A 26,315-nucleotide genomic window follows, 5' to 3' on the forward strand; every position below is an offset into this window, starting at 1 on the left:
TAAGTTGAGGTCGTGGCATGGCAAGGATTGGATCTGCTGTAGGTATTGGCCAAAAAAATAATTATGCGGATGTTATAACTATTCAAACATTGCTTAATAAAAATAAAAAAATAACCACGCCGTTGAATAAATTGAGCGTAGATGGATTGGTGGGTCCGGGAACCATTGATAGAATTAAACGCTTCCAACAGGAGGTTGTTAATCTAAAAAATCCTGATGGCATTATTTCTCCAACTGGCAAAACAATGCGTAATCTTGTTGTGCACTCATCATTTCACACGACGACTAATCACACGACTCGGGCAATTTTATTTAGTCAGGATCAGTTGGTGGAAGCTGCAAAAGGACTGGGATGTGAAGTCGCGGCTATTAAGGCCGTGGTGTTAACAGAGACTCCACGTGGTGCTTTCGATGATCAGGGAAGGCCAAGTATCCTGTATGAGCGCCACTACTTCCATAGATTAACAAAAGGGAAGTATGATAGTGACCCAGTACTTTCAAACAAGGATTCTGGTGGTTATGGAAAATACAGTGCTCAGTATGGTAAGTTGAACAAAGCTATCGCGCTTGATAAAAGTGCAGCCTTACAATCTGCATCGTGGGGAGCATTCCAGATTATGGGAGAAAATTACAAAGCTGCCGGGTTTGCGAGTGTTGATGACTTTGTTCAAGGGATGGGGACTGTGCAGGGGCAACTGAATGCATTTGTTACATTCATAAAGAACACTCCCCCTCTTCAAACTGCGTTGCAAAACAAGCATTGGGCGACTTTTGCCAGAACCTACAATGGACCAAAATATAAAAAGAACGACTATGATACTAAGCTTGCCAATAATTATCAGGTCGCTCTAAAAAGCTCATGAGAGGAAATATGCGTTTAGTTATGATGTTTATGGGGTTACTCCTACCTACTGCTGTGTTGGCGCAGACATCGTTACATGCTGTAAGTGATACCGCATTTCAAAAAGATTTATATCTAAAATCATCTGAAAAATCGATTGAAGGGGGCGCACCAGTTGATGGGCAAAGCTTTACTTTGAAAGATAATGGCAAAACCCTGGGAACGTTCATCGCAGGTAGTGGTTTTAATGCGCAGGATGAAAATGTTTGTTTTGTCGGTTGGTCCAAGAAATCACCGGTGATTCATACATTAATCCCCACCATCGGATATGATGACTGGGAAGCTGAGAAATGTAATAAGACAAAATCCGTGGGGGTTATTTCAGACAATAACAATCCCGCTACGAAAATTGCAGTTATTTATGAGGCTTCGTCTCCCAATGCAATCGCTGATGAGTCAGTTATATTTTCAGTAGTTAGCTCGACTGGTGATCTTGAGTTAGATAGTGAATTGACCAAGAAGATAGGTTCTTCAGGAGCTAGAACGATTAAAGAATTAAAAGCAAAATATCTCGATAAGTAATTATTTTAGAGTTTTTAGAAGGATTATTGCTAACTTATCATGATGGAATTGAGCGTATCCCTGGAAGGGGATATGCATTTTACGTTTATAAACTCTTTCAAAGATATTCTTTGTTGGCCTTGTAACGGATTGTGAACTGGTATGATGGATCCATCCTCACTCTGTCACCTGTAAGTAATGGAGCTACTCCAGAGCCTTCTTTCAGTTGTTCAAAAGCACAAAGTTCATCAGAGAAAGCAATCTGTTCTGATTATGAACTATCGTCTTATGATAAAAGTGTAAATAACTCATGGAAATCAGCAAAAGAGGGAGCTGTTTCCGTTGGTAATAATCAACAGCTGAAAGAAATTATAAACTCTCAAAAAGAATGGTTAAAAAAACGAAATGCTTGTGGTAGTGATAAGGAGTGTCTAAAAAATGTCATGGTCAATAGATTGAATGTGTTGTCTTCGATAACTGATGGTCAATAATTAATTAATGTCAATTTTTATTTTTGTTAGGTGACTGTATTTACTACAATTAATATCTCACCTAACCTAAATTATACATATGATTAAAATATGAAGATATATACTGCATTAATATGTATGGTTGTTTCTTTACTTGGATGGTCAAATCTCTCTCATGCTGATTCAACAGTCGTTTTTACTGGAAGTAAATACACTGCAAAGATAACTGAGCATTGTTCTGAAGGAAATGTCTCATGTGAGGATGTGACTGCATACTCGAAGAGTAATAAAACAGGTGAGGGTATTCACCTTAAAGGGGAAACCGTCAATGTAAATTGTCCAGAGTCGTGTAATTTTCGAGGGTATAGCTTTAAAAACGGTGCCTATACGTATTCATTCACGACTAATGACTTTGAAAAATGGAACTTAAATATTTTTAAAAATGATAAGGCAATTGCAGGAGATGTTGGGACTTTGCAGTAGGTTTATTTATTGTTCCATAGATAGGTTTCTATAAATATCAAAGACCATAGCGATAATAACTTCACTAGTAAATTTATTTTATTCTCAGCAATTGCCGAGCAGTACCCTCCTGTTTTCAGATGAAAAAATTCGTTGACCTCCGCCTACTCCCCAATTTCCAGTAAGGAATTAAATGAAAAAGTTCGCTTTGTTTTTAATTTCAGTAACAGCTCTCACCGTTTCTCAATTCGCCCGAGCAGAAGAAAATTGCAGCAGTAAAACCATCAGTTGGGAAGTGGATAATTGTAGCGTGAGAAATAAAGATGCCACCGAGGCGATTTTAAACAAAGAGTACTCTGCTGCAAAGAAACGTATCGAAGAAGAATACAAGAGTGATAGCAGCATCGTAAAATTTCAATTAAAAACCCTGCTGGAAACTCAGCGCAACTGGTTAAAGTATCGTGAAGGGCAGTGCAAAATGGAAGCCAGCCTTGCTGACGAAGATAGCAGTGCGCATCTTGGCATGGTCAGTATTTGCATAAATAAATTAGACAAACAGCGTATCGCACAGTTTAAAGAAATGCCCTATGGCTGATTCCCCGCATTTATGCAGTCAGTTATGAATGGTAAGTCCTGGATTAACCCTTAATGAATTCACATGGCGGATGGCGATAACGGAGCAATATGAATACGGTGGCTAATTCAAAAATGAAAGGATATTTGGCGGCGTCTTTGCTGCTGGTGACTGGCTGTGCAAGTGCAACAACTTCACCGACTGTAAATTCAGTGATAAAGCAGGTTAAAAGTACTGTCGAGAAGGAGAAACTGGTCAGCGATCCCGCCTGTACAGATTATTTGTTCACCAAAGATGCAGAAAAAGGAATGGATCTGGTTGATGTCATGGAAAAACAGGGGGGGACTTGCCCTGGCGATCCTCAGGTTCAGCATCGCTTGTTTAGCGTCTATGTTGATAAAAAAACACATCAGATGGTTAGTGATAAGGACGATCCTAAAAACGGTAATCTGTCATTATTACAACCCGCAGAATAATCAGGAGGCGCTTTACAGACTCGCTCATTCACTCATTATAGTTTTGGGAATAAATGGCGTCATGGATAGCGCTGGGAACGAAGTGAATGAGTAAATTACAATTATCTATTCTCACAGTAGTTGTGCTGGCACTGTGTAATATCGCCCGAGCAGAAGAAAATTGCAGCAGTAAAACCATCAGCTGGGAAGTGGATAATTGTAGCGTAAGAAATAAAGATGCCACCGAGGCGGTTTTAAATAAAGAGTACTCTGCTGCAAAGAAACGTATCGAAGAAGAATACAAGAGTGATAGCAGCATCGTAAAATTTCAACGCCATCGCCATCGCCATCTCCCTCTAATTCAGCCTGCAAACTTCGCCGCTTTTATTTAAAGAGCCGCGAGGCTTGAATGCCGACTAAATCCAACGCAGGAAACCGTTATGCGATTTACGATAATAGCGACCAAATCGGGTCAGCAACCGCCACAGGGTAGCTGCGACTTTATGCCGCCGGGCGGTACCATTGGCCGGGGAACTGAAAATAATCTGGTGCTGCCGGATGAGAACCGCTCCATCTCCCGCCTGCAGGCGATTGTGCATGTCAGCGCAAATGGCGAATGCCAAATTACCAACCGCGGCACCGTCACTCTGGTACACCTGAATGATATTCCTCTGCAACGCGGCCGCCAGGTGGAACTGCAGGATGGCGATATCATCCGTATTGATGATTACGCACTGCAGGTGAGCGAGCTGGGTGCGGGCGCGCAACCCATAGTTAGCGCGCCGATTGCCCGCGCCGTGGTAAGCGATGCGCCAGCGTCAGCGCAGGCCTCGCCACAGCACGTATCATCACCATCGGCGGCTCCCAATGCCGCTTCGCAACCTGTACCGCCGAACACTGCACCGCAGGCAGCGGCTGCACCGTCTGCAACTGCACATGCCGCGCAGCCGCCGGTGTCCACGCAGGCCGCCTCAGCGAATACGGTAATTCCACAGCCGCAGCCTTCAGCACCGCAGCCTGCTGCAAAAGAGAACTCGCCCGCAGCCATCCCCAGCGAAATCTGGGACAGCCTGGCGCAGGAGTTTTCCATCTCCGACAGCCTGTCTAATCGCAGCAAGCCACAGCCGGCCAACCTGAATCCGTTTGCCGAGGCACCGGCACCGGATCGCAATCCGGTGGATCCGCTGGCGCAGTTTGCCAGCAAGCCGGACAGCCTGAACTTCGATCGCCGCGATCAAACGCCGGATTCCCTGTTTACCGATGACGATGGCCTCTTTAAGCAGGACAGCATCTTCAATGACAGCACGCCAAGCACCCTGATGCAGCAGCCTGCGGCTCAGCCTCAGCAGCCGGGGAAAGGGAAAGATGAGCTGGATCCGCTGGCCCTGTTCGGTGGCAGCGGCGGTGGTGCACCGGCTCAGGCCAACAGCGACGATCCGCTGGGCCTGATGATGGGCAATGCCGTACCGCTAACGCCGATGGATGCGTCAGGCAGCCAGCCGCGTCCGGCGACGCAGCAGCCTCCGCAGCACACCATCGTGCCGCCAGCGCCGCACGCGCTGGATAGCGACTTCGATCTGTTTGCCGGTGACAAATCCAATACGCAGCACGCTTCGCCGCTGTTTGATGATGCGCCACAGCATGGCGACGAAACGCCGTCACGGTCAGCTGACTCCCCGGCGGACCTTGCTGACTCGCCGTTGTTTGATCAGCCGCCGACGGCCGCTCAACCGGATTACGGCGGCATCACGCTGCCCACGCCGCAGGCGGTGGCCCGTAATACCACGCCGCCGCCAAAAGGCCGTCTGCGCATCGATCCTGTTTCCAATACGGCTTCACAGCAGTCGTCGTCATCGGCCTCCAGTGGCCAGGTGCTGGACGGTGAACTGCTGGACGCATTAATCGGCGGCATGGGGCTCAACGATCTGCAACCGACGCCGCGCATCGATCGCGATTCCATGCAGGAACTTGGGCAGATGCTCAGCATGTTCTCGCAGGGGACCGTGGCGCTGCTCTCTTCCCGTTCGATCCTCAAGCGCGGCGTGAAGGCAGAAATGACGGTGATCCTCGACGAGGCGAACAACCCGTTCAAACTATTGCCGTCAGGTAAATCGGTGCTGATGCAGATGTTCGGCAGCCGCATGCCGGGCTTTATGCCGCCGAAACAGTCGGTGCGCGATGCGCTGGTCGATCTGCAGGCGCACCAGTTGGGGATGATCGCCGGGATCCGCGCGATCATCGCTTCGATGTTGCAATCCTTTAATCCTCAGCAGCTGGAAGAGGAAGCGAAGCAGGAAGGGATCACCTCGCGCATCTCCTTGCCGAGCAGCCGCAAAGCCGCGCTGTGGGAACACTTCACCAAACGCTATGGCGAAACCGCCGGTGAAATCGAAGACGACTTCCATACCCTGTTTGGCGAGGCGTTTCTGCATGCCTATGACATGGAAGTGAACCAGTACAAAGACTCTCAAATCAGATCGGAAGAATGATGAATATCACCATTGCCTCTATGTCGAATCAGGGCGCCCGCGAAAGCAATCAGGACCAGACAGGTGAGATCATCGGTGAGCGGTCGGCCTGCTTTGTGGTCTGCGATGGTGTCGCGGGATTGCCAGGCGGTGATGTCGCTGCTGAGCTGGCGCGCAACACCATCCTTGAGCGCTTCAACGGCGATCGGCATCTGGATGCGCAGAGCATCCGCCGCTACGTCAACGAAGCCAATGGCGCTATCCGCCAGCAGCAGAAAGCCATGACCGACTACAAACGCATGGGCACCACCATGGTCAGCCTGTTTATCGATCGGGATTTCGAGCTGGCTTACTGGGCGCACGCCGGTGACAGCCGCCTGTATCTGTTTCGCCGTGGCTATCTCTATCACGTCACCACCGACCACAGCCTGGTGCAGCAGATGAAAGATGCCGGACACCAGACCGAAGGGATCAACAGCAATCTGCTCTATTTTGCGCTGGGCATGGGCGATGAAGAGCGGGATGCCAGCTACAGCGATGTGGTGCCGATTGAAGATGGCGATGCGTTTTTACTCTGCACGGACGGCTTCTGGCACGCCCTCTCGCCAGACCATATGCAGCAGTCGTTGCATATGGTGAACACCCCGGACGAGTGGCTGACGCTGATGCAGGAAGTGATCCGCAAGAACGACCAGCAATCCGAGGCCAGCCAGGACAACTACAGCGCCGTGGCGGTCTGGGTTGGCGATCCACAAGACACCACGCTGCTGCACTCCTTGTCGCAGGCAGCCCAGTTTTTCCCTCTTCGTGATTAACGGCCTTAAAGGACTTATATGAAATATTGGCTATCAGGCGCGCTCTCCCTGTTTATCGCGTCCAGCGCCTGGGCGCAGGATTATCTCGTGGTCTCTTCGCCTTCGCAGAAACTGGATATCTGGATCGATAACGTTAAAAGCAAAAATGCGGCCGACTGGTGTACGCGTGAGCTTCCGCTGCGCATCGTGGCAAAAGGCAAAAAGGATCCGGACGTGCTGAACGATTTCCTGCCGCGCGTCGGCAAGGTATTGCAGCATCAGTGCGGCAAGATGGAATCCATTCACTGGCAGATGACCGACAGCAACGGCAGTGCGCTGGCAAAAGGCACCGCCGCCAAAGCCCAGTCCTGGGCGGTGAAGGTGGAACCTGACGCCCTGGTGACGCCTCCAGCGGCACCGCCGGCAGCCGAAACCGCACCGGCAGCCACGCCAGCGGCGGTCGATCTTTCCCCGCCGGCCGATACCACGCCGTGGGTGCAGTTCAGCCTGCTCGACGGTTGCCACTTCCGCACCTATTTCCGCAGCGGCAACCAGACCAGCGCCCTGTTTGTGCCTGCCAAAGGCGGCGTCAGCTGTGGCAGCGATGGCTGGCTGAGCGGCGAAAGCCAGATTGCGCAGCTGGGCAAAGGGGCCAGTAAAAATGTGCGCATGACCTTCCTGCAAGGTTTCCCGGTGGCCGGACTGACCAGCAAAGCGCTCAGCCAGGATCTGCAAATCACCACCGTGAATAATCAGCGGATGGTGCTGAGCGATGAGAAGTCGCCGCAGAGCTGGATGGTGGTGCCGTTCGACCCGGCGGTTAACGGCTGGAAAACGGATGGCACGGTGGTGGTGGAAATTACCGCCGCACAGGCCAGCGACGAAAGCGATGTGAAGGCGCGCCTCGCTGAGGTACGTAAAGTCTGGTCGCCTTACCTGGCGGATAAAAGCACGCTGACCATCAAGCTGGTGCAGGCGCTCCATCCGCAGCTGAAAGACCCGGCAGCCGGTTCATTCCGCACCCTCAACTAGTTCACTGCACGTCAAAGGAAAGCTTATGTACTCCCTCAGCACCCTGATGTCCGGCGCCTCGCTTGCGGAAACGCTGGCGCGCGTCGAAGGCAAAATTAAAGCCAACCCGGCGGATGCCGATTTGCGCGCGGCCTTCGTGCAACTGCTGTGCCTGGCTGGAAACTGGACGCGCGCCACCACCCAGATGAAATCCTGGGCGGCGTTGAAGCCACAGGCCAAACCGACGGTGACGTTGCTGGAGCAAGCGGTGGCGGGAGAAGTGCAGCGCGCGGCGGTGTTTGCCGGCGAGGCCTCGCCGATGATGCCTGGCGACGCCTTTAACTGGGCCGAAGGGTTGTTAAGCGCGCTGCGGGCCGATGCGGCGGGCAAAAACCTGTTGGCTGACGAGCTGCGTGCGGCGGCGTTCGAGGCGGCTGAAATCAATCCCGGCAGCCTGAAGCAGTTGAAGGATGAGTCAGCGCAGGCGGTCGATTGGTTGATTGATGGCGATGGCCGCCTTGGCCCAATCTGCGAGCTGATCGTCAACGGGCGCTACACCTGGCTGCCGTTCAGCGCCATCAGCGAACTGCGTTTTCAGGCACCGGCCAGCGTGACCGATCTGGTCTGGCGTCATACCTCGGTCAGGCTGACCGACGGCAGCGAGCAGGTGTGTCAGATCCCGGTGCGCTATCCGTTTGGCGCTGAAGCCGCTGATAATCTGCTGCTGGCCAGCGTCACCGAATGGCAGCCGCTGGATGGTGCCGGTCTGCACTTTAGCGGACTGGGGCAGAAAACCTGGCTGAGCGGCGAAGCGGACTATCCGTTGCTGAGCCTGGACGTGCTGACCTTCGACGAGGCGCTATGAGCAATGACTTCGACCTGAATCAACCGCAGCAGGGCAGCGATCTGCTACGCGGTGGCTACCGTCACCGCAACAAGCAGGAAGCGTTAAACGCCCGCGACAAAATGCAGCCTTCACTGCTGGATCGGCTGACCGATAACGCACCGGACAAGCTGAAAGAGTCCGCCAGCAACACGGTGATTTCCCACACCACGCTGCGGCGGCATGTGCTGCGGGATTTGCAGTGGCTGTTTAACAGCATCAATAACGAAGGGCAGCAGGACCTGGAGCCCTTCGCCGAGGTGAAGCGCTCGGTGCTGAACTATGGCGTGGCGCCACTTTCCGGGCAGCGCATGTCCGACATCGAGTGGCAGGACGTGCAGCGCAAGCTCACCAACTCGATCCTGGATTTTGAGCCGCGCATTTTGCCGGTGGGTTTACAGGTGCGCTGCATTTCAGACACCACCTCGCTGGACCTGCACAACGTGTTGTCGATTGAAATCAAGGGGCGGCTGTGGTGCGTACCCTATCCGCTGGAATTCCTGTTCCGCACCGATGTCGACCTGGAAAACGGCCATTTTGAGTTTAAAGACGTAGGGTAATCATGGACAGTAAACTGCTCGATTATTACAACCGTGAACTGGCGTACCTGCGCGAAATGGGGGCGGAGTTTGCCGAACGCTACCCAAAAGTCGCCGGACGGCTGGGGATGCGCGGGATTGACGTCGCCGATCCGTATGTCGAGCGGCTGATGGAAGGCTTTGCCTTTCTGACCTCCCGCGTGCAGTTAAAAATGGATGCCGAGTTCCCGCGTTTCTCCCAGCGGATGCTGGAGATGATTGCGCCAAACTACCTGGCCCCTACGCCGTCGATGGCGATTGCGGAGCTGCATCCGGACAGCCAGAAAGGCGACATCAGCGGCGGCTTTCGCGTCCCGCGCGGCACGATGATGGACAGCCAGACGCTGAAGAAAAGCGGCGTCACCTGCAGCTACAGCACCGCCCACGATGTGATGCTACAACCGCTGACCATCACCAGCGTCGAGCTGGGCGGCGTGCCGGCGGATATCCCGCTGGGGCCGATGGGCCTCAGCCAGCGCGGAGCCGCCAGCGCGCTACGCATCCGCCTGACCTGTTTCAACGACGTAACCCTGAACACCCTGACCTTTGACGATCTGATGTTCTTCCTCAGCGGCCCGGATATTCAGGCGCAAAAGCTGCTTGAGCTGATTATGCAACACACGGTGGGCAGCTTCTGTCAGACGGTGGAAGCGCAGCCGCAGCGGGTGGTGATGAACGATGAGGCGCTGACCCAGGAAGGATTTTCGCCTGACCAGGCCTTGCTGCCGGACGATCTGCGCAACTTCGACGGCTACCGGCTGTTGCAGGAGTACTTTGCTTTTCCGGCCCGTTTCCAGTTCATCAACATCAGCCAGCTGCGCGGCATTCTCGGCAAGTGCGGCCCGGATGTTAAAGCGTTTGAGATCGTGCTGCTGCTGGATAAAGCCGACGCGGCGCTGGAAAGGGTGATCGATAAAAGCCATCTGTCGCTGCACTGCACGCCGGTGATCAACCTGTTCCCGAAGACGGCCGAGCGGCAAAAAATCAGCGACAGCGTGCATGAATATCATCTGGTGGTCGACAATATTCGCCCGCTGGATTACGAGATTTACTCGGTTCAAAAGCTGTATGCCACCGGCGATAAGCGCCGTGACGAACAGGTTTTCCGCCCGTTCTGGAGCACCTTCAGCCAGGACCACGGGGATTACGGTGCCTATTTCTCGCTTCGCCGCGAACAGCGCACGCTGTCTGAGCGCGCGCAGCGTTACGGCACGCGGACCGGCTATGTCGGCTCGGAAGTTTTCCTGTCGCTGGTGGATGAACGTCATTCCCCGTGGAGCGATGATCTGCGCCATCTGACCGCCGACGTGCTGTGCACCAGCCGCGATCTGCCGCTGATGCTGCTGCAACAGGATCAGGGCAACTTCCTGATGCCGGACTCGATTCCGGTCGGTCAGTTAACGCTGAAGAAAGGGCCAACGCCACCGCGTCCGGCGCTGGCCGAAGGGCTGACGACCTGGCGCTTGATCAGCCATCTGCAAATGAACTACCTCAGCCTGATGGACAGTGATGAGGGACAGGGCGCTGCCGCGCTGCGTCAGCTGCTGGGGCTGTATGCCAATCTGGCGGAAGCGCCGGTGGCGAGGCAGATCGAAGGCATCCGCCACTGTCAGTTAAAGCCGGTGTATCGCCGGGTGCCGGAACCTGGTCCGATCGTCTTCGCGCGGGGCGTGGGCATCGAACTGAGCGTGGATGAACAGGCGTTCTCCGGTTCAAGCCCGTGGTTACTGGGCAGCGTGCTGGAGCGGGTCTTTTCGCGGCTGGTGGCGATGAACAGCTTTACCGAAGTGACGCTGATCAGTCAGCAGCGCGGTGAAGTGGGTTACTGGTCGCCAAGGATGGGCAAAAGGGCGCTGATATGAGTGATGCGACGGTACCATCGACGTTACGATTCCGCAAAATCCAGCGGCTGCCGGAACATTTCTGGCAAGGCGTGACGCTGGCACCCTGGCGCTACGATCTGTTCCAACTGCTGCGGCGGCTGGATGCGCAGGGCGGAGAACGCTATCCGCTGGGACGGGCGCCGCTGCCTCGCCACGAGCCGCTGCGTATTGGTCAGACGCCTTCGCTGGCCTTCGCACCCTCGACGCTCGCCAGCGCCAGCGCGCGTGAGAACAGCCCGCTGCACGATGTCTCGATCCTCAGCTTCGGCCTGTTCGGCCCCAACGGCCCGCTGCCGGTTCACCTGACCGAATATGCGCGCGAGCGCATTTATCATCACCAGGATCACAGCCTGAGCGCCTTTGCGGATCTGTTCCATCATCGCCTGACGCTGCTGTTTTATCGTGCCTGGGCCGATGCGCAGCCGACGGTGTCGCTGGACCGCGAGGACGCCCATCACTTTGAACGCTATCTGGCCAGCCTGATTGGCATGGGCCAGCCCGGCCAGCTGGAAAAAGGCAGCCTCAGCGAACACGCGCGCTATACGGTGGCCGGGCACTTAACCCGCAACGGGCGCGATGCCGAAGGATTGCAAAAAATCCTCAGCCACTATTTCAAGGTGCCGGTCACGCTGGTGGAAAACGTGCCGCACTGGCAGCCGATCGATCGCCGCGAGCGCGCGCAGCTGGGTGCCGGACGGCGGATGCCGACACTGGGGCAGTCCGCCTTTCTCGGCGTCGCAGTGCGCGATGTGCAGCATAAATTTCGCATCGAACTGGGGCCGCTGAGCCTGGCAAATTACAACCGGTTTTTGCCCGGCACACCCTGGGCACAGCAGCTGCGCGACTGGGTTCGGCAGTATCTGGGCATCGAATACGTCTGGGACCTGCGGCTGATCCTGGCGGCGGAAGACGTGCAGGGCGTCAGCCTCGGTGGCCCGGCTCAGCTGGGCTACAACGGCTGGCTGGGTTGCCCTGAAAATCCGCAGCCGCGTAACGATCTGACCTTCAGCCCTGAACCGACTGAAACCCCTGGGATTTAAGGACGTCATTCTGTCGTCATCCCGCTTATCACCGCCTTCAACTACTGAGAAAAACTATGTCAGAAATCAGCCGCGCCGTACTGTTCGGCAAACTGGACAAGCTGTTATTCACCTCTCTGGAAAGTGCGACCGCGTTCTGCAAACTGCGCGGCAATCCCTATGTTGAACTGGTGCACTGGCTTCATCAGCTGATGCAGCATCAGGAGGGCGATCTGCAACAGGCGATCCGCCATTTCTCGCTGGATGAAGAGGCGCTGACGCGGGATATCGTGGCGGCGTTGGATCGCCTGCCGCGCGGGGCCAGCGCCGTCGCCGATCTGTCGGAACATATCGACAGCGCCGTCGAGCGCGCCTGGGTTTACGGTTCCCTGAAATTCGGCGTGCAGAAAATTCGTGGCGGCCATCTGCTGATCGGCATGCTGAAAACCTTCAACCTTGCCAATTTGCTGAAGGGCATCTCGCCGCAGTTTGGTCGCATCAGCGTGGACGCGCTGCTGGAACAGTTCGACACCGTTTTTGCCAACAGCAAAGAGGAACAGCAGGTGAGCGTCGCGCCGGTTGATGCCGGTGCGGTTCCTCAGCAGCAGGGCACGCTGGCGCAATATGCCCAGGACCTGACCGCACGGGCGCGCGAAGGCAAGATTGACCCGGTGGCCGGGCGTGATGAAGAGATCCGCCAGATGGTCGACATCCTGATGCGTCGTCGCCAGAACAACCCGCTACTGACCGGGGAAGCCGGGGTCGGTAAAACCGCGGTGGTGGAAGGGCTGGCGCTGCGCATTGCCGCAGGCGACGTGCCGCAACCGTTGCAGGACGTGCAGCTGTGGCTGCTGGATATCGGCATGTTGCAAGCCGGTGCCGGCATGAAGGGCGAGTTTGAAGCGCGTCTGCAGGCCTTGATCAACGAGGTGCAGTCGAGCCCAACGCCGATCGTGCTGTTTATCGACGAGATCCACACGCTGGTCGGCGCGGGCGGACAGCAGGGAACCGGTGATGCCGCTAACCTGCTGAAACCGGCGCTGGCACGCGGTCAGCTTCGCACCATTGGTGCCACCACCTGGGCCGAATACAAAAAATACATCGAGAAAGATCCGGCGCTGACCCGCCGTTTCCAGACCGTGCAGGTGCAGGAGCCGGATGAAGAGAAGGCGCTGCTGATGTTGCGCAGCACCGTCAGCCCGCTGGAAAAGCATCACCGCGTCCTGCTGCTGGACGAAGCGGTTGCCGCGGCGGTGAAACTGTCGCACCGCTATATTCCTGCGCGTCAGTTGCCGGATAAAGCCGTGGCGCTGCTGGATACCGCCTGCGCCCGCGTCGCCGTCAGCCAGAGCGCTCAGCCGCCGCAGCTGGAAGACTGCCTGCACCGCATCCACGCGCTGGAAATCGAAAAAGAGATTGCCGGACGCGAGCTGAAAGTCGGCATTGGCGACAGCGCGCGCGTTGATGCGCTAAGCGAACAGCTGGCCGAACTCGCCACGCAGGCTGAAGCACTAACCGCCCGCTGGCAGGCCGAGCGCGAGCTGGTCGATGGCATCATCGCCCTGCGTGCTCAGCTGCATCAGGACAATGCCGAAGATGTGGCTGAACTGCATGCCACGCTGAAAGACCGTCAGCAGCAGTTAAAGGATCTGCAGGGCGAATCGCCGCTGCTGTTTGCCGCCGTGGATGCCAACGTGGTTGCGGCAGTGGTTTCCGACTGGACCGGCATCCCGCTAGGCCGCATGGTAAAAAACGAGATTGATGCGGTGCTGAAGCTGGCGGATACGCTGAACGAGCGGGTGATTGGTCAGCGTCACGGGCTGGATCTGATTGCTAAGCGGGTGCGGACGTCGCGCGCCAGACTCGACGATCCCAACAAGCCGGTCGGCGTGTTTATGCTCTGCGGCCCGTCGGGCGTCGGTAAAACCGAAACCGCACTGGCCCTGGCCGAGACGCTGTACGGCGGCGAGCAGAACATTATCACCATCAATATGAGTGAATTCCAGGAAGCGCATACCGTCTCGACCCTGAAAGGGGCACCGCCGGGCTATGTCGGCTATGGCGAAGGCGGCGTGTTAACCGAAGCCGTCCGCCGTCGGCCTTACAGCGTGGTGCTGCTCGACGAGATCGAAAAAGCGCACCCGGACGTGCATGAAATCTTCTTCCAGGTGTTCGACAAAGGCTGGATGGAAGACGGTGAAGGACGTCATATCGACTTCCGCAACACCATTATCATTTTGACCTCCAACGTCGGCACCCAGCTGATTAGCGCGATGTGCGCCGATCCTGAATTGATGCCGGATCCCGATGCACTGGCCGCTGCGCTACGTCCTCCGCTGCTGGAGGTCTTCCCGCCCGCGCTGTTGGGCCGTCTGCTGGTGGTGCCGTATTACCCGCTCAGCGACGAAATGCTGGCCAGCATTGTTCGCCTGCAGCTGAAGCGCATCCAGCGTCGCCTGGAGCAGAACCACGGCATTGTTTCCGAGGTGGACGACAGCGTGATTGCCCAGATTGTGCAGCGCTGCACCGAGGTGGAATCCGGTGGTCGCATGGTTGACGCCATCCTAACCAATACCCTGTTGCCGCAGATGAGCCAGATGTTGCTCACCGCCAGCGCACGGGATGAACAGTATCGCCGCCTGCGTGTGACCTTACAGCAGGGCGAATTCCAGTGTCAGTTTGAGGCTTAAGGCCTGTCACTATCAGAGAGTTGTCCAATATGTCAGAACACGATAATCCGCGCGCAGTCCCGAATGCCTTACCGGTGGGCTACCGCTTTAACGAGTTTGAAATCAAGGAAGTGATTGGCGGTGGCGGCTTTGGCATTGTCTACCGCGCCTGGGACCATCAGCTGGAGCGGACGATTGCCATCAAGGAGTTTATGCCGGCCTCGCTGGCCGTGCGTAATGATGACCTGACGCTGGTGCTGCGTAGCGAACGCTTCAGCAAAACCTTCCACGCCGGGCTGAACAGCTTTATTCAGGAGGCGCGCCTGCTGGCCCGCTTCAATCACCCGAACCTGCTGCACGTGCTGCGTTTCTGGGTACAGAACGATACCGCCTATATGGGCACCGCGTTCTATACCGGCACCACGCTTTCTCAGCTGCATCAGCAACGTCCGGAGATGATTAGCGAAGCCTGGATCCGCACCGCGCTGCCGCCTCTGTTTGGCGCGATCAACACCATCCATCACGAAGGGTATCTGCACCGCGATATCTCGCTGGATAATATCCAGATCCAGGAGAACGGCGTGCCGGTGCTGCTGGACTTTGGCTCGGCGCGAAAGGCCATCGGCAACCTGTCCGATGAGACCGAAACCATGCTCAAGCCGGGCTTCGCCCCTATCGAGCAATACAGCGACGATAACGAGAGCGAGCAGGGCACATGGACCGATATCTATGCGTTGGGCGCGGTGCTGCACACGCTGATTGTGGGATCGCCGCCGCCGGTCAGCGTGGTGCGCAGCATTGAAGATAACTACCAGCCGCTGATGCAGCGTCAGCCGTTTGGCTACTCGCTGGCGCTGCTTAATGCCATCGATCGGGCGCTGGCCTTGCAGCCAGAAGATCGCCCACAAACCGTCGATGAGTTTGCCGCGCTGATGGAGTTCACCCCGACCGACATCAACGAGATCCACGAAGTGAAAGTCAGCGGGCCGGGCACCATGCTGGTGGCGGTGGAGCCAGAAGAAGAGGTGGCGGCGACGCCCGTTTCTCAACTGAAACGCTTTATGGTTCCGGGATTGATTGCCGCGGGCGTGCTGGTGGGCATCGGCGTGGGGGCATTGATTGCCGGAGGCGGCAGCAACAGCCAGCCAGAAAGCGCGGCAACTGCGCCAGCATCGACAACCGCACCAGCATCGGCATCGCAGCCAACGGAAACCGCCCGCGCAAATCCGTCGGCGACTCCGGCCGCTTCGGAAACCCAGACCGGTGCCGAACAGTCGACCCCAGCCGTTGCGCCGCCACCGCCAGCCCCGGTTGCGCAGGTCTATATCAAGTTGCTGCCGGGTGACCAGGTCGCCATGAACGGCAATCCGCAGGCGTTAGTCCCATCGCCAAACGGCTTTGCCATGCTGCAACTGCCGCCGGGCGACTACCGCTTCAGCATCAGTAATAACGGCCAGACCCGCGACCAGAGCATCACCGTCGATCGTGAAGGCGTGTGGCTGCTGAATCCGCAAAGTTAATCACCTCTCTTCAGCCCGGCGCAACTGCCGGCCGGGCGCAGTTTTTCAGGGAAATCATCATGCTTGATCGCATTACAGTTCAACTGCCGATGGACGGCCTGCTGTTCTGGAAACTGAACGGCACGGAGGCGCTTTCCAGCGCGTTTGAAATCACCGTCCAGCTCCTGAGCACCGACGCCCGCATTGAGCGTAAGGCCCTGCTGGGGCAGCCCATCACTGTGTCCATCCCCACCCAGAACCTGATGGCAACCCGTTACCTGAACGGGAAAATCACTAAAGTGTCGGTCAGCAGCACCGAGTTGAGCGGCACGCGCTATGCGGTTTACAGCCTGGTGATGGAGCCGGACCTGTGGCCCCTGAAGCGCGACAGAAACCTGCGCATCTTCCAGAGCCAGACGGTAACGCAAATCATCAAAACGCTGCTTTCCGAATACAACGTGACGGTAGAAGACAAGCTCACCGGCAACTACCGCGTGTGGGAATACTGCGTGCAGTATCAGGAAAGCAGCTTTAACTTCATCAGCCGCCTGATGGAGCTGGAAGGAATTTACTACTACTTCCGCCATGAGGCGGATAAACACACCATGGTGCTGATGGACAGCGCGCAGCAGCATCAGCCGTTCAGCGGCTACGAAACCATTCCGTACCACGTCACCCCGTCCGGCGGCTCGACCAGCGAAGAGGGCATCAGCCTGTGGAGCCTGGAAGACCAGGTGACGCCGGGGCTTTACAGCATCGATGACTACGACTTCCGCAAGCCCAACGCGTGGATGTTCCAGGCACGGCAGAATCCGGCCTCACCGTCGCCGGGTCAAATCGACGTCTACGACTGGCCGGGGCATTTTATCGACCACGACCACGGCGAGTTTTACGCCAGAATCCGCCAGGAAGTGTGGCAGGCCCAGCACCAGCAGGTCACCGCCTCCGGCACCGCGCTGGGGCTGGCGCCGGGAAACACCTTCACCCTGCTGAACGCGCCGTTCTTCAGCGATAACGGCGAATACCTGACGATTAAGGCCGTTTACGATTTCGAAGAGAACAGCTACGCCAGCAGCAACAGCGGCAGCACCATCCACAAGGTGGATATCGTGGTGATCCCGTCCGACGTCACCTTCCGGCCGCAGCCGACGGCAGAATGGCCGCGCACCCACGGCCCGCAGACGGCGAAGGTGGTGGGGCCGAAAGGCGAATCGATCTGGACCGACAAATACGGCCGCATCAAGGTGAAGTTTCACTGGGACCGGCTGGCAAAAGGCGACGACACCAGCTCCTGCTGGGTGCGCGTCTCCAGCGCCTGGGCGGGTCAGGGCTTCGGTGGCGTGCAGATCCCGCGCGTCAACGACGAGGTGGTGATCGACTTTATCAACGGCGACCCGGACCGGCCGATCGTCACCGGCCGGGTCTACAACGAAGCGAGCATGCCGCCGTGGGCACTGCCGGCAGCGGCCACCCAGATGGGCTTCCTCAGCCGCTCGAAGGACGGTTCGCCGGACAACGCCAACGCCCTGCGCTTTGAAGATAAGGCCGGGGAAGAGCAGGTGTGGATCCAGGCGCAGAAGAACATGGATACCCATGTGAAGGCGGATGAAACGCAAACCGTCGGTGGCAATCAGACCATCAGCGTGGAAAAAGCCCTCAGCAGCACCGTGTCCGGGACTTACGATCAGAAAACACAGTGGACGCGCAGTGAGCTGGTCGGCAGTGATTACGTGCTGAAGGTGCAGGGAGGAATGGTGCTGGCCTCCGGGGAAGGTATCAGTCTGGTATCGGGCGACAGCATGCTCACGCTTATGCCGAACGGCACCATATCCTTGCAGTGCAAACAGTTCCAAATCAATGCCAGCGGGCAGGCTGAAATCAATACCGGCGGGACGCTCGACCTCAATATTAATGTGCCGGGCACGGCGGCTCAGCCCTCGCCAACTCCGGATGAAATCAAAAATGACGTTATGGAAGCATTTCAGAATAAAGGGAGCAGCAAATGAGTCAGCCAGTCAGTTATCACCTCACCGAAGGAACGCTTCCGCTTCCGGAAGCCGTGCAGGAACAAAGCATCACCTTGCTAAAACTGCCAAAAATCGGGGCTTCGCTGGTGGTCACCCGGGCCTGGGAAGTGAAGGCGGGTGAGGAAGAAGCCTATCTGCAGCAGCAGTTAGCGAAAGTTAAACGCGACATGAAAAAGTTTGCCGCAGACGCCGTGGAGGACACGGCGTTTGGCGGCATCCCTGCACGTGAAGTGAGTATGCATTTTGAAAATCATGGCGTGGTGGTGATGCAAAAGCTGCTGGTGGTGATGTTGGAAACCCACCTGATGGCGGTCACCTTCAGCCGTGCAGCCAGTTTCGATGAGGCCTCTCTGGCGGTCTGGCAAAACATCAAGCTGGGCTTTGTTCCTGCCACGGGCAAGGAGGCCTGATCGATGTCTGACGAACTGATTGCTGCCCGGCTGGGCGATCCGCTGGTTCACAGCTCTGTCATTGCCGATTTTGTCAGTGGCGTGGTTGAAGGGGCGATTTACGGCGGAATTCTGTTTGGTGCCGCGCTGATCTCCAGCACCGGCGTGGGGCTCGCCGTCGGGGTGGGCTTAACCGTGGCCGCCATGGCGTCCGGTTATCCGGAAAAGCTGGGGAATAAGGCCGGAGAGGCGGTTGATGGCCTGTTGGATATGCTGGGGATGCGCGGCCCACCGGATGCGTTCATCACCAGTGGTTCAGACAATGTCAGAATAATGGGTAAACCCGCCGCGCGCGCCGCCGGGACGGTTAATCATGAATGGCTTAATTCGCCCCAGGCGGGCAGTGAAGAACAGCCCGGCGCACTGGATATCGCTATGGCCGTGGCGGCCGGTATCGCCTCTGCGGTCAGCCATCCTGGCGCAACCGCCAGTGCCTTGTGGGATAAAGTCAGCAGCACCAGCGGGGATTCGGTAAAACACTGGTTTGGCAGCCTGTGGGATGACCTGGTGCAACCGACGGTCGCCAGTGCCAGCCCATATGCCACGCCAGCCAGCAAAGATACGGTGGCCTGCACCAAAGGACATCTCGCCGAAAGCGTGAATTTTATCGCCGAAGGGTCGAAAAAAGTGCTGATTAACGGGCACCCGGCTGCACGTAATGGCGACCGCAGTACCTGTGAAGCCAAAATTCAGGTCAGTGAAAATCCCCGGGTGCGTATTGGTGGCGACAGTGTTGTGGTCCGCGATATTCGCAGTGGGAAAAACTTTCTCGCGTATTTCCTTGGCGGAATCGTGGGCGGCGGCATCGGTAAAGAAGGAGCCCAGTTGCTGAAGCAACTCTTTACCCGCATTGCCGCCCGACGTGCATTGCGCCAGATCACCTGCATTATCGCCTCTCAGGCCGGTGGACAGGTGGCGGGCGCGGTTGCCATCGCCGCAGTACAGGGTTCGCATCCGGTAAATTACGCCACGGGTGCGAAGATCCTTGCTGGCGAAGAAGACCTGGATTTTGTGCTTGAAGATCGCCTTCCGCTTTACTGGCAACGTATCTATAACAGCCGAAATCTCAGCCGTGGAATGCTGGGGACCGGCTGGATGCTGCCGTTCGAAACCCGTCTGATTCGTTTCCGTCATGAGGATGGTTCGTACCCGTTTATGTGGCGGGATATCTCCGGACAGGAGCTGGGATTAGGCGAAATCAGCCCTGGCGATGTGATTCATTTTGATGAAGAGGGCTTCACGCTCTATTGCACCCTTCAGGGGGTGATCATTATGCAAACCGCACAGGGAGAGTTTCACCTCTATGAGCCCGATCCCACCCGCGAAGGCGAATGGCGCATTGGGCGCATTTACGATCGTCATGAAAACTGTCAGCACTTCCAGTGGAATGACGCGGGGCAGCTGGTGGCCATTGCCGGAGATAATCTGGCCCTTGAAGTCCGGCTGAGTTATGAGCCGGTGCAGGGGCGGTTGATTGCGCTGCATCAGGTGGTGGGGGAAGAGCATCGACCGCTGGTGCGCTACAGCTACAATCCTGAAGGACAGCTGACGACGGTGCAGGATGCTGATGGCGTGGTTACCCGACGCTTCAGCTGGGATCGTGCCAGCGATCTGATGGCATCGCACAGTTATGCCACCGGACTGACGGTGGAATATCAGTGGAAGCCGTCGATCGATCCGCGTTACTGGCGGGTTTATGAGTATCAGGTGCTGGATGAAAACAGGGCCACACTCGAACACTGGGTGATCGATGCGGATGAGCAGGATCGCAGCGCGTCAGTGACCTGTTTTTCCGGCGGAACTACCCTGCATCGCTGGGATGAACTTTGCCGTATTACGGAATACACCGATAGCTACGGGGCGCACTGGCGCTGGCGCTGGGCAGGCGAATTGCTGATGGCAACCGAGGCGCCGGGTGGAAGGGTATGGGAGTACGGCTATGACGAGCGTGCCAACCTGACGATGGTGCGCGATCCGGCGGATCGAACCACCATCACCACCTGGCATCCTTCTTACGCTTTCCCACTGAAAGAAGTCCTGCCTGACGGTGCGGTCTGGGAATACCAGTACAACGTTGCCGGCGATGTGGTGGCGGTAATCGATCCGCTGGGCGGGATAACCCGCTTCACGTGGAATGCGCAGGGTGACCTGGTCACCCGCACCGATGCGCTGGAGAATACGCATCGCTTCTGGTGGAATGATCGCGGTCAGATCCAACGTGATGAGGACTGTTCCGGCCATCAAAGCCATAACCAGTATGATGGGGCGGGCAGGCTGATTGCCAGTTGCGATGCCGAAGGAAATACCACCTGCTATCAGTGGAGCAACGCCGGGCGACTGCAATGTCTGACCCGTCCGGATGGTCGCGATACCGAGTATAAATATGATGCCGCCGGGATGCTCACCGGTGAAAATATTGACGGCTTTTCTGAACGTCGGGTTAAGCGCAATGTTCGTGGGCAGATCGTCACGGAAATCAATCAGGCCGGGCATCAGACCCGCTATCAGTACAATCGTTTTGGCCACCTGACCGCACTGATCAACCCCAACAACGATCGCTGGCAGTTTGAATATGATAACGGCCAACGTCTGCTTGCGCAGATCGACTATGCCGGCAGACGTAAAAGCTATCGCTATGACGAGCTGGGGCAGGTTACCGAGGTCACCCAGTCACCGCTGAATGCGGCAGATGAACAGCTTTCACCGCACTCGACCTGGTTTGAATACGATGTGGTGAACCGTCTGACGGCTAAGCTCACCCGGCAGAACCGTACCGAATATCACTACGGCCCCGATCGGGTGGATATCAAAAAGATGTCCCTCGAAAGCTGGCAGCGCGCCCGGACAGGCGGCTTTGAGGTCACTGACGCTGAGGTAATTACGCTGACCAGCGATGCGGTCGGCAACCTCACCCGCGAGGAAAGCAGCGCTGGGGCGATCGCCCATCAGTACGATGTGCTGGGTAATCTTATCGGCAGCACGCTGCCGGACGGCCGCGAACTAAACTGCTTGCGCTACGGGACCGGGCATCTGCTGCAGATGAACCTGAAACTGGGCGGTAAACAGGTTGAGATTGCCGGCTATCAGCGTGATAAGTTGCATCGGGAAGTGGGACGGACTCAGGGGCCGCTGAATCAGCAAACCCGTTACGATCCGGTGGGCCGTATTGTGATGCGGCGCAGTGGCTTTGAAGATCGTTCGGGCGCTGTTTTTGAGCGTCGTTATAACTGGGATCGTCTGGATCAAGTCTTGCAGCAACGGGTTCTGGACAGCGCCACGGGTCAGAACGAGTGGGCACAGTATCAGCAACGTTTTGGCTACGATGCGACGGGGCAGATTACCGGCGCCGTTCAGCCCCATAACACAGAACATTTCAGTTGGGACGCAGCTGGCAACCAAACGGATAAACCGGGTCAGGTGGTCTGGCACAATCTGTTGCAGAGGCTGAAAGGCGCGCGCTGGGCATACGATGGTTTTGGGCGGATGACCTGGCGAAAAACCGGGCCAGATGCCGTAGAGCAACATTACCGCTATGACGATGAGCAGCGGATAGCGGAAGTCCGCTTCACCGGGCATAAAGAGTTCAGCCGCGCAGAATACCGCTACGACGCGCTGGGCCGCCGCACGCATAAAATCCTGCATCGCCACCACAAACCGGAAGAGACGATTTCCTTCCTGTGGAGCGGCCTGCGGATGGTGGGCGAGAGCAGCAGCTTAACGCCGGATCGCAACACGCAGTATCTGTACAGCGAAGGAAGCTGGGAGCCGCTGGCACGGGTCGACAGCATTGGCGAACAGGCGGATATTTTCTGGTACCACACCGAACTGAATGGTCTGCCAGAGCGGATGACCAATGAAGAGGGTGACGTGGTATGGCGCGGCCGGTTCTCCACCTGGGGAATGACCGGACAGGAAAGCAGCAGCGGCTTCCAGTCAGTGCCGCAAAATCTGCGCTTCCAGGGGCAGTACCTGGACAGGGAAACCGGGCTGCATTACAATTTATTCCGCTATTATGACCCAGTGGGCGGTAGGTTTACCCAGCCTGACCCGATAGGGTTGATGGGTGGGTTGAATACTTATGCCTATGTCGGGGACCCGCTTACGTGGGTTGATCCGCTGGGGCTCACGGGGTGCTCCACCAGGCTTGGTAGGAATATGATGGCTTCGATGGGTTTAAAACGCTCAACGAAATGGAGTGGATATCAAGCACATCATGTAATTCCTAAAGAGTTTTCTGATCATATAGTATTGAAGAAAATTGGTTATGATATTGACGATGCGACGAACGGAATATTTCTTAGACAAGTTGATGACGGTGTAAGTCCTATGGCACGACATCAAGGTAATCACCATGGTTATTCTAGTGCCATTGAAAATGCATTAAATAATTTAGATCCAAATCAGTCAGTTGATGTTCTTAAAAAACAAGTCTCAGCATTGCAAAATGTTGCAAAGCGAGGAATGATGGATGGCATGCCAATTAGAGCATCTGAGCTGGCGCGGGATGATAGTGTTCTAGGAAATCAGCGGGCGTTAGATATGTGGAACAAAATACTTAATTAAGAGGTTTCTATGGTTTCTAAGGAAGATGGGTTTATTATTGAGCCGATGTTGTTTTTGCAATCAGATCGGATTTTTTTAGATAGTGGTACTTTTGAAATAAAATTTTCTTTTGAGGTAATTAATGATCTTGAGTTGGCAGAAAAGTTGTCAATTGATCAAGTGCTACCTAAAGGGTATTTGGTTTGGCAAGATGCTATTGATAATTCGATCTCAAAATTTAGGTTAAGTGAAAAATATTCTGATGCGGAAAACTTTATCGCTGAAAGTGAAGAAAGCTTCTCAATTTATCAGAAACAGAAATCTTTAGAGTATAGAAAATCTAAAATTAAAAAGAATAATACCAGATATGATGATTTTTTCATGTCAGTAATTGGTGAGTCTTATTACCACATGAGAATGCTTTCAATAAGAAGATTTATAATAGGTTATGATGAAAGCGATTTGTTAGAAAAAATGTATGTTATTTATACATGCGGGCTATATCCTTGTGGGTTAAAAAAAGATGGTGCAATTATAGCTTTTAATCCAGAGTCATTAAAAGTGTAAATGGGGGTTCGAAAAATATCTTAAGTCAGATTTTGACGCAGAATTATATTTTCTTGATTATAAGGGCGGAGATAATTAAGGATTTTCCTTAAAGATAAATGCTTTTATATATTCCGAAATGTAGCCTATGACTATTTTACATTTGAAAAAAATTTTAGTTCCACCCTTTCAATCTGAGCCATAAATGCCAGCGCCTGATGCAGTCTTTGCTCAATCCCATGCTTCTGTTATTCAAGCCGTGCCTGCTCCCACTTCAGCAACGTCACCAGGACGGATAAACCGGGTCACATAGTCTGGCACAATATGTTACAGAGGCTGAAAGGCGCACGGTGGGCATACGATGGTTTTGGGCGGATGACCTGGCGGAAAACCGGGCCAGATGCCGTAGAGCAGCATTACCGTTATGACGATGAGAGCGGATAGCGGAAGTCAGCTTTAGCGGGCATAAAGAGTTCAGCCGCGCAGAATACCGCTACGATGCTTTAGGTCGCCGCACGCATAAAATCCTGCAACGCCACCTCAAGCCGGAGGAGACGATTTCCTTCCTGTGGAGCGGCCTGCGGATGGTGGGCGAAAGCAGCAGCTTAACGCCGGAGCCCATTCTTCCGGCTTTATTTTTCTCCGCTAATCTTAGCCAAATGCACCAGCGTCTGACGTTTTCTCTACGGGGGCTTCGGGGATCATAACAGTGCATCTGCCTGCTATGCCTTCACCGAAGTCCATCCAAAAAAAAAGGCACCCCGCAGGATGCCCTTAGTCTTATTAAGCGGCGTTATTTCGCCAGCTTATCCTCGGTGCGCAGATCGAAATCCGATGCATCGTGGCGTTCATGCAACTGCTCAGAAGGCTCACCGAAGGTACGGTTGACGATGCGGCCGCGCTGCACTGCCGGGCGCTGTGCGATTTCATCTGCCCAACGCACCAGGTTTTTGTAGGATTTGGCGTCGAGGAACTCCGCTGCGTTATAGACGGTTCCTCTAACCAGCGCGCCATACCACGGCCAGATAGCGATATCGGCGATGGTGTAGTCTTCACCGGCAATATAGCGATGGTTTGCCAGCTGACGATCTAACACGTCGAGCTGACGCTTGGCTTCCATGGTGAAGCGATCGATCGCGTATTCGATTTTGACTGGCGCGTAGTTATAGAAGTGACCGAAACCGCCGCCGAGGTAAGGTGCAGAACCCTGTAACCAGAACAGCCAGTTCAGCGTTTCGGTGCGGGCGGCCGGATCTTTCGGCAGGAAGTGACCAAACTTCTCGGCCAGATACAGCAAGATCGCGCCGGACTCAAACACGCGGGTGGCTGGCTTGGTGGAGCAGTCCAGCAACGCAGGAATTTTTGAGTTAGGGTTTACGTCGACAAAGCCTGACGAGAATTGATCGCTTTCGCCAATGCGGATCAGGTGGGCATCGTATTCCGCATCGTTAACGTTCAGCGCCAGCAGCTCTTCCAGCATGATGGTCACTTTCTGGCCATTCGGCGTACCCATTGAGTACAGCTGCAGTGGGTGCTTGCCTACCGGCAGTTCGGCTTCGTGACGTGCGCCAGCGGTCGGGCGGTTGATGCTGCCCCAGGTGCCGCCGGCTTCTTTGTTTTCTGACCAGACTTTGGCTGGCTGATAATCCTTGGTGCTCATGTCCGAAAATCCCCTTTCTGATAAAAAATGGCGCATCCTGGAGCAAAGCCCACAGACGTCTCGCCGATGATGGTCTAAAAATAGCTGCTGTCTGCACAAAAAACCAAACGCGGTTGTTACATCGGATGTCAGGTATAGCATCAGGATCTGGCCGGCGTTTATCTTTACGCAGCACTCTTCACACTCTTCAACGGGAATACAGAATGGATGAGCATTATCTGGCAGATCTGAAAGAAGCCGGACTGACACTGACCGAAGATGGACGCGTGTGCTGCTACTGGCAGCCTTCAATGCCTGACTATCACGATAACGAGTGGGGCAGACCGGTGGTGGATGACCGCCGCCTGTTTGAAAAAGTCTGTCTCGAAGGTTTTCACTCGGGCATGTCGTGGCAGCTGATTTACAACAAGCGGGAAAACTTCCGTCGCGCCTTTAAGGATTTTGATTTTCACGCCGTGGCGCAGTTCAACGACGAGGACGTTGCCCGTTTGCTGGAAGATAAAAGCATTGTCCGCAATCGAGCCAAAATTCTTTCCACCATCAACAATGCGCAGCGGGCCATCGAACTGATCGAAGAAGCCGGATCGCTGGCGGCGTGGTTCTGGCAGTTTGAGCCGCAGCCGGGCGAACGGCCTCATACCGTCGATCTGGAATACTGGCAGAATGCCAAAACTTCACCCGAATCGGTGCGCATGTCCAAAGCGTTGAAAAAACGGGGCTGGACGTGGGTGGGTCCGGTGACCACCTATTCGCTGATGCAGGCGTTAGGGCTGATTAACGATCATCTGGCGGGCTGCCAGTGCAGGGACAAATTCGAGCAGCAGCGTGAAGCACTCAACCGCCCGCTGTAATCAGGTCAGCAAAAAGATTATCAAGAGGTCAGGCCAGTGTAGAACTCGGAACCCCGCCGCAAAATGGCTGAAA

General features: G+C 55.3%; 22 protein-coding genes. 21 read left to right on the forward strand and 1 reads right to left on the reverse strand.

Annotation, left to right across the window (positions count from 1 at the left end):
• Positions 1 to 17: 17 nt before the first annotated feature.
• From EBC_RS04535 to EBC_RS04620, 20 genes are all read left to right on the forward strand, one after another.
• Positions 18 to 863 (forward strand): N-acetylmuramidase domain-containing protein, encoded by an 846-nt coding sequence (locus tag EBC_RS04535; protein ID WP_041691888.1) that lies wholly within the window; start codon positions 18 to 20, stop codon positions 861 to 863.
• An 8-nt stretch (positions 864 to 871) separates the two neighbouring features.
• On the forward strand, positions 872 to 1,423 hold the full coding sequence (locus tag EBC_RS04540; RefSeq protein WP_041691889.1) for a hypothetical protein: 552 nt from the start codon (positions 872 to 874) through the stop codon (positions 1,421 to 1,423).
• A 131-nt stretch (positions 1,424 to 1,554) separates the two neighbouring features.
• The gene (locus EBC_RS24995; RefSeq protein ID WP_071822096.1) at positions 1,555 to 1,893 is read left to right on the forward strand and encodes a lysozyme inhibitor LprI family protein; all 339 of its coding nucleotides are present in this window, start codon (positions 1,555 to 1,557) and stop codon (positions 1,891 to 1,893) included.
• Positions 1,894 to 1,983: 90 nt separating this feature from the next.
• Complete coding sequence (locus EBC_RS25685; RefSeq protein WP_157868004.1) at positions 1,984 to 2,355, forward strand: hypothetical protein; 372 nt, start codon at positions 1,984 to 1,986, stop codon at positions 2,353 to 2,355.
• A gap of 172 nt (positions 2,356 to 2,527) precedes the next feature.
• Positions 2,528 to 2,929 (forward strand): lysozyme inhibitor LprI family protein, encoded by a 402-nt coding sequence (locus EBC_RS04545; protein WP_013200622.1) that lies wholly within the window; start codon positions 2,528 to 2,530, stop codon positions 2,927 to 2,929.
• Between the two features lie 89 nt (positions 2,930 to 3,018).
• A complete protein-coding gene (locus EBC_RS04550; RefSeq protein ID WP_013200623.1) occupies positions 3,019 to 3,384 on the forward strand; it encodes a hypothetical protein in 366 nt (121 codons plus the stop codon).
• 86 nt (positions 3,385 to 3,470) lie between these two features.
• Complete coding sequence (locus EBC_RS04555; protein WP_041691890.1) at positions 3,471 to 3,755, forward strand: hypothetical protein; 285 nt, start codon at positions 3,471 to 3,473, stop codon at positions 3,753 to 3,755.
• A 48-nt stretch (positions 3,756 to 3,803) separates the two neighbouring features.
• Positions 3,804 to 5,852 carry a type VI secretion system-associated FHA domain protein TagH gene (gene tagH, locus EBC_RS04560; protein ID WP_013200624.1) on the forward strand — a complete coding sequence of 683 codons (2,049 nt, stop codon included), beginning with the start codon at positions 3,804 to 3,806 and terminating at the stop codon, positions 5,850 to 5,852.
• Positions 5,852 to 6,646 (forward strand): PP2C family protein-serine/threonine phosphatase, encoded by a 795-nt coding sequence (locus EBC_RS04565; RefSeq protein ID WP_041692207.1) that lies wholly within the window; start codon positions 5,852 to 5,854, stop codon positions 6,644 to 6,646. The genes tagH and EBC_RS04565 overlap by 1 nt, the downstream gene beginning before the upstream one ends.
• 18 nt (positions 6,647 to 6,664) lie before the next feature.
• Positions 6,665 to 7,657, forward strand: coding sequence for a hypothetical protein (locus tag EBC_RS04570; RefSeq protein ID WP_013200626.1), 993 nt, complete (start codon positions 6,665 to 6,667; stop codon positions 7,655 to 7,657).
• A 25-nt stretch (positions 7,658 to 7,682) separates the two neighbouring features.
• Complete coding sequence (locus EBC_RS04575; RefSeq protein WP_013200627.1) at positions 7,683 to 8,501, forward strand: type VI secretion system accessory protein TagJ; 819 nt, start codon at positions 7,683 to 7,685, stop codon at positions 8,499 to 8,501.
• On the forward strand, positions 8,498 to 9,079 hold the full coding sequence (tssE, locus tag EBC_RS04580) for a type VI secretion system baseplate subunit TssE (RefSeq protein WP_013200628.1): 582 nt from the start codon (positions 8,498 to 8,500) through the stop codon (positions 9,077 to 9,079). The genes EBC_RS04575 and tssE overlap by 4 nt, the downstream gene beginning before the upstream one ends.
• A gap of 2 nt (positions 9,080 to 9,081) precedes the next feature.
• Positions 9,082 to 10,959: a type VI secretion system baseplate subunit TssF gene (gene tssF / locus EBC_RS04585; RefSeq protein WP_013200629.1), complete on the forward strand. Its 1,878-nt coding sequence runs from the start codon at positions 9,082 to 9,084 to the stop codon at positions 10,957 to 10,959.
• Positions 10,956 to 12,020 (forward strand): type VI secretion system baseplate subunit TssG, encoded by a 1,065-nt coding sequence (gene tssG, locus EBC_RS04590; RefSeq protein ID WP_013200630.1) that lies wholly within the window; start codon positions 10,956 to 10,958, stop codon positions 12,018 to 12,020. Before tssF ends, tssG begins: the two co-directional genes overlap by 4 nt.
• Positions 12,021 to 12,076: 56 nt before the next feature.
• Complete coding sequence (tssH, locus tag EBC_RS04595) at positions 12,077 to 14,689, forward strand: type VI secretion system ATPase TssH (RefSeq protein WP_013200631.1); 2,613 nt, start codon at positions 12,077 to 12,079, stop codon at positions 14,687 to 14,689.
• A 29-nt stretch (positions 14,690 to 14,718) separates the two neighbouring features.
• Positions 14,719 to 16,188: a serine/threonine protein kinase gene (locus tag EBC_RS04600; RefSeq protein WP_013200632.1), complete on the forward strand. Its 1,470-nt coding sequence runs from the start codon at positions 14,719 to 14,721 to the stop codon at positions 16,186 to 16,188.
• A gap of 59 nt (positions 16,189 to 16,247) precedes the next feature.
• Entirely contained in the window at positions 16,248 to 18,173 is a 1,926-nt protein-coding gene (locus EBC_RS04605; RefSeq protein WP_013200633.1) for a type VI secretion system Vgr family protein, read from the forward strand.
• On the forward strand, positions 18,170 to 18,604 hold the full coding sequence (locus EBC_RS04610; protein ID WP_013200634.1) for a DcrB-related protein: 435 nt from the start codon (positions 18,170 to 18,172) through the stop codon (positions 18,602 to 18,604). The genes EBC_RS04605 and EBC_RS04610 overlap by 4 nt, the downstream gene beginning before the upstream one ends.
• A gap of 3 nt (positions 18,605 to 18,607) precedes the next feature.
• Positions 18,608 to 23,206 carry an RHS repeat-associated core domain-containing protein gene (locus EBC_RS04615; protein WP_013200635.1) on the forward strand — a complete coding sequence of 1,533 codons (4,599 nt, stop codon included), beginning with the start codon at positions 18,608 to 18,610 and terminating at the stop codon, positions 23,204 to 23,206.
• Positions 23,207 to 23,215: 9 nt separating this feature from the next.
• Entirely contained in the window at positions 23,216 to 23,752 is a 537-nt protein-coding gene (locus tag EBC_RS04620) for a hypothetical protein (protein ID WP_041691891.1), read from the forward strand.
• Positions 23,753 to 24,524: 772 nt separating this feature from the next.
• Here the strand turns inward: EBC_RS04620 and yghU are convergent.
• Positions 24,525 to 25,391: a glutathione-dependent disulfide-bond oxidoreductase gene (yghU, locus tag EBC_RS04625; RefSeq protein WP_013200637.1), complete on the reverse strand. Its 867-nt coding sequence runs from the start codon at positions 25,389 to 25,391 to the stop codon at positions 24,525 to 24,527.
• Between the two features lie 203 nt (positions 25,392 to 25,594).
• Between yghU and EBC_RS04630 the strand changes: the two genes are divergently transcribed.
• Positions 25,595 to 26,242: a DNA-3-methyladenine glycosylase I gene (locus EBC_RS04630; RefSeq protein ID WP_013200638.1), complete on the forward strand. Its 648-nt coding sequence runs from the start codon at positions 25,595 to 25,597 to the stop codon at positions 26,240 to 26,242.
• The last annotated feature ends 73 nt before the right edge of the window (positions 26,243 to 26,315 follow it).

The organism is Erwinia billingiae Eb661, assembly GCF_000196615.1.
Lineage (GTDB): Bacteria > Pseudomonadota > Gammaproteobacteria > Enterobacterales > Enterobacteriaceae > Erwinia > Erwinia billingiae.

Bases quoted from the DNA above. Each gene is read 5' to 3' on its own strand.
- EBC_RS04535 (WP_041691888.1), top strand. From the start codon at position 18: ATGGCAAGGATTGGATCTGCTGTAGGTATTGGCCAAAAAAATAATTAT.
- EBC_RS04540 (WP_041691889.1), top strand. From the start codon at position 872: ATGCGTTTAGTTATGATGTTTATGGGGTTACTCCTACCTACTGCTGTG.
- EBC_RS25685 (WP_157868004.1), top strand. From the start codon at position 1,984: ATGAAGATATATACTGCATTAATATGTATGGTTGTTTCTTTACTTGGA.
- EBC_RS04545 (WP_013200622.1), top strand. From the start codon at position 2,528: ATGAAAAAGTTCGCTTTGTTTTTAATTTCAGTAACAGCTCTCACCGTT.
- EBC_RS04550 (WP_013200623.1), top strand. From the start codon at position 3,019: ATGAATACGGTGGCTAATTCAAAAATGAAAGGATATTTGGCGGCGTCT.
- EBC_RS04555 (WP_041691890.1), top strand. From the start codon at position 3,471: ATGAGTAAATTACAATTATCTATTCTCACAGTAGTTGTGCTGGCACTG.
- tagH (WP_013200624.1), top strand. From the start codon at position 3,804: ATGCGATTTACGATAATAGCGACCAAATCGGGTCAGCAACCGCCACAG.
- EBC_RS04565 (WP_041692207.1), top strand. From the start codon at position 5,852: ATGAATATCACCATTGCCTCTATGTCGAATCAGGGCGCCCGCGAAAGC.
- EBC_RS04570 (WP_013200626.1), top strand. From the start codon at position 6,665: ATGAAATATTGGCTATCAGGCGCGCTCTCCCTGTTTATCGCGTCCAGC.
- EBC_RS04575 (WP_013200627.1), top strand. From the start codon at position 7,683: ATGTACTCCCTCAGCACCCTGATGTCCGGCGCCTCGCTTGCGGAAACG.
- tssE (WP_013200628.1), top strand. From the start codon at position 8,498: ATGAGCAATGACTTCGACCTGAATCAACCGCAGCAGGGCAGCGATCTG.
- tssF (WP_013200629.1), top strand. From the start codon at position 9,082: ATGGACAGTAAACTGCTCGATTATTACAACCGTGAACTGGCGTACCTG.
- tssG (WP_013200630.1), top strand. From the start codon at position 10,956: ATGAGTGATGCGACGGTACCATCGACGTTACGATTCCGCAAAATCCAG.
- tssH (WP_013200631.1), top strand. From the start codon at position 12,077: ATGTCAGAAATCAGCCGCGCCGTACTGTTCGGCAAACTGGACAAGCTG.
- EBC_RS04600 (WP_013200632.1), top strand. From the start codon at position 14,719: ATGTCAGAACACGATAATCCGCGCGCAGTCCCGAATGCCTTACCGGTG.
- EBC_RS04605 (WP_013200633.1), top strand. From the start codon at position 16,248: ATGCTTGATCGCATTACAGTTCAACTGCCGATGGACGGCCTGCTGTTC.
- EBC_RS04610 (WP_013200634.1), top strand. From the start codon at position 18,170: ATGAGTCAGCCAGTCAGTTATCACCTCACCGAAGGAACGCTTCCGCTT.
- EBC_RS04615 (WP_013200635.1), top strand. From the start codon at position 18,608: ATGTCTGACGAACTGATTGCTGCCCGGCTGGGCGATCCGCTGGTTCAC.
- EBC_RS04620 (WP_041691891.1), top strand. From the start codon at position 23,216: ATGGTTTCTAAGGAAGATGGGTTTATTATTGAGCCGATGTTGTTTTTG.
- yghU (WP_013200637.1), bottom strand. From the start codon at position 25,391: ATGAGCACCAAGGATTATCAGCCAGCCAAAGTCTGGTCAGAAAACAAA.
- EBC_RS04630 (WP_013200638.1), top strand. From the start codon at position 25,595: ATGGATGAGCATTATCTGGCAGATCTGAAAGAAGCCGGACTGACACTG.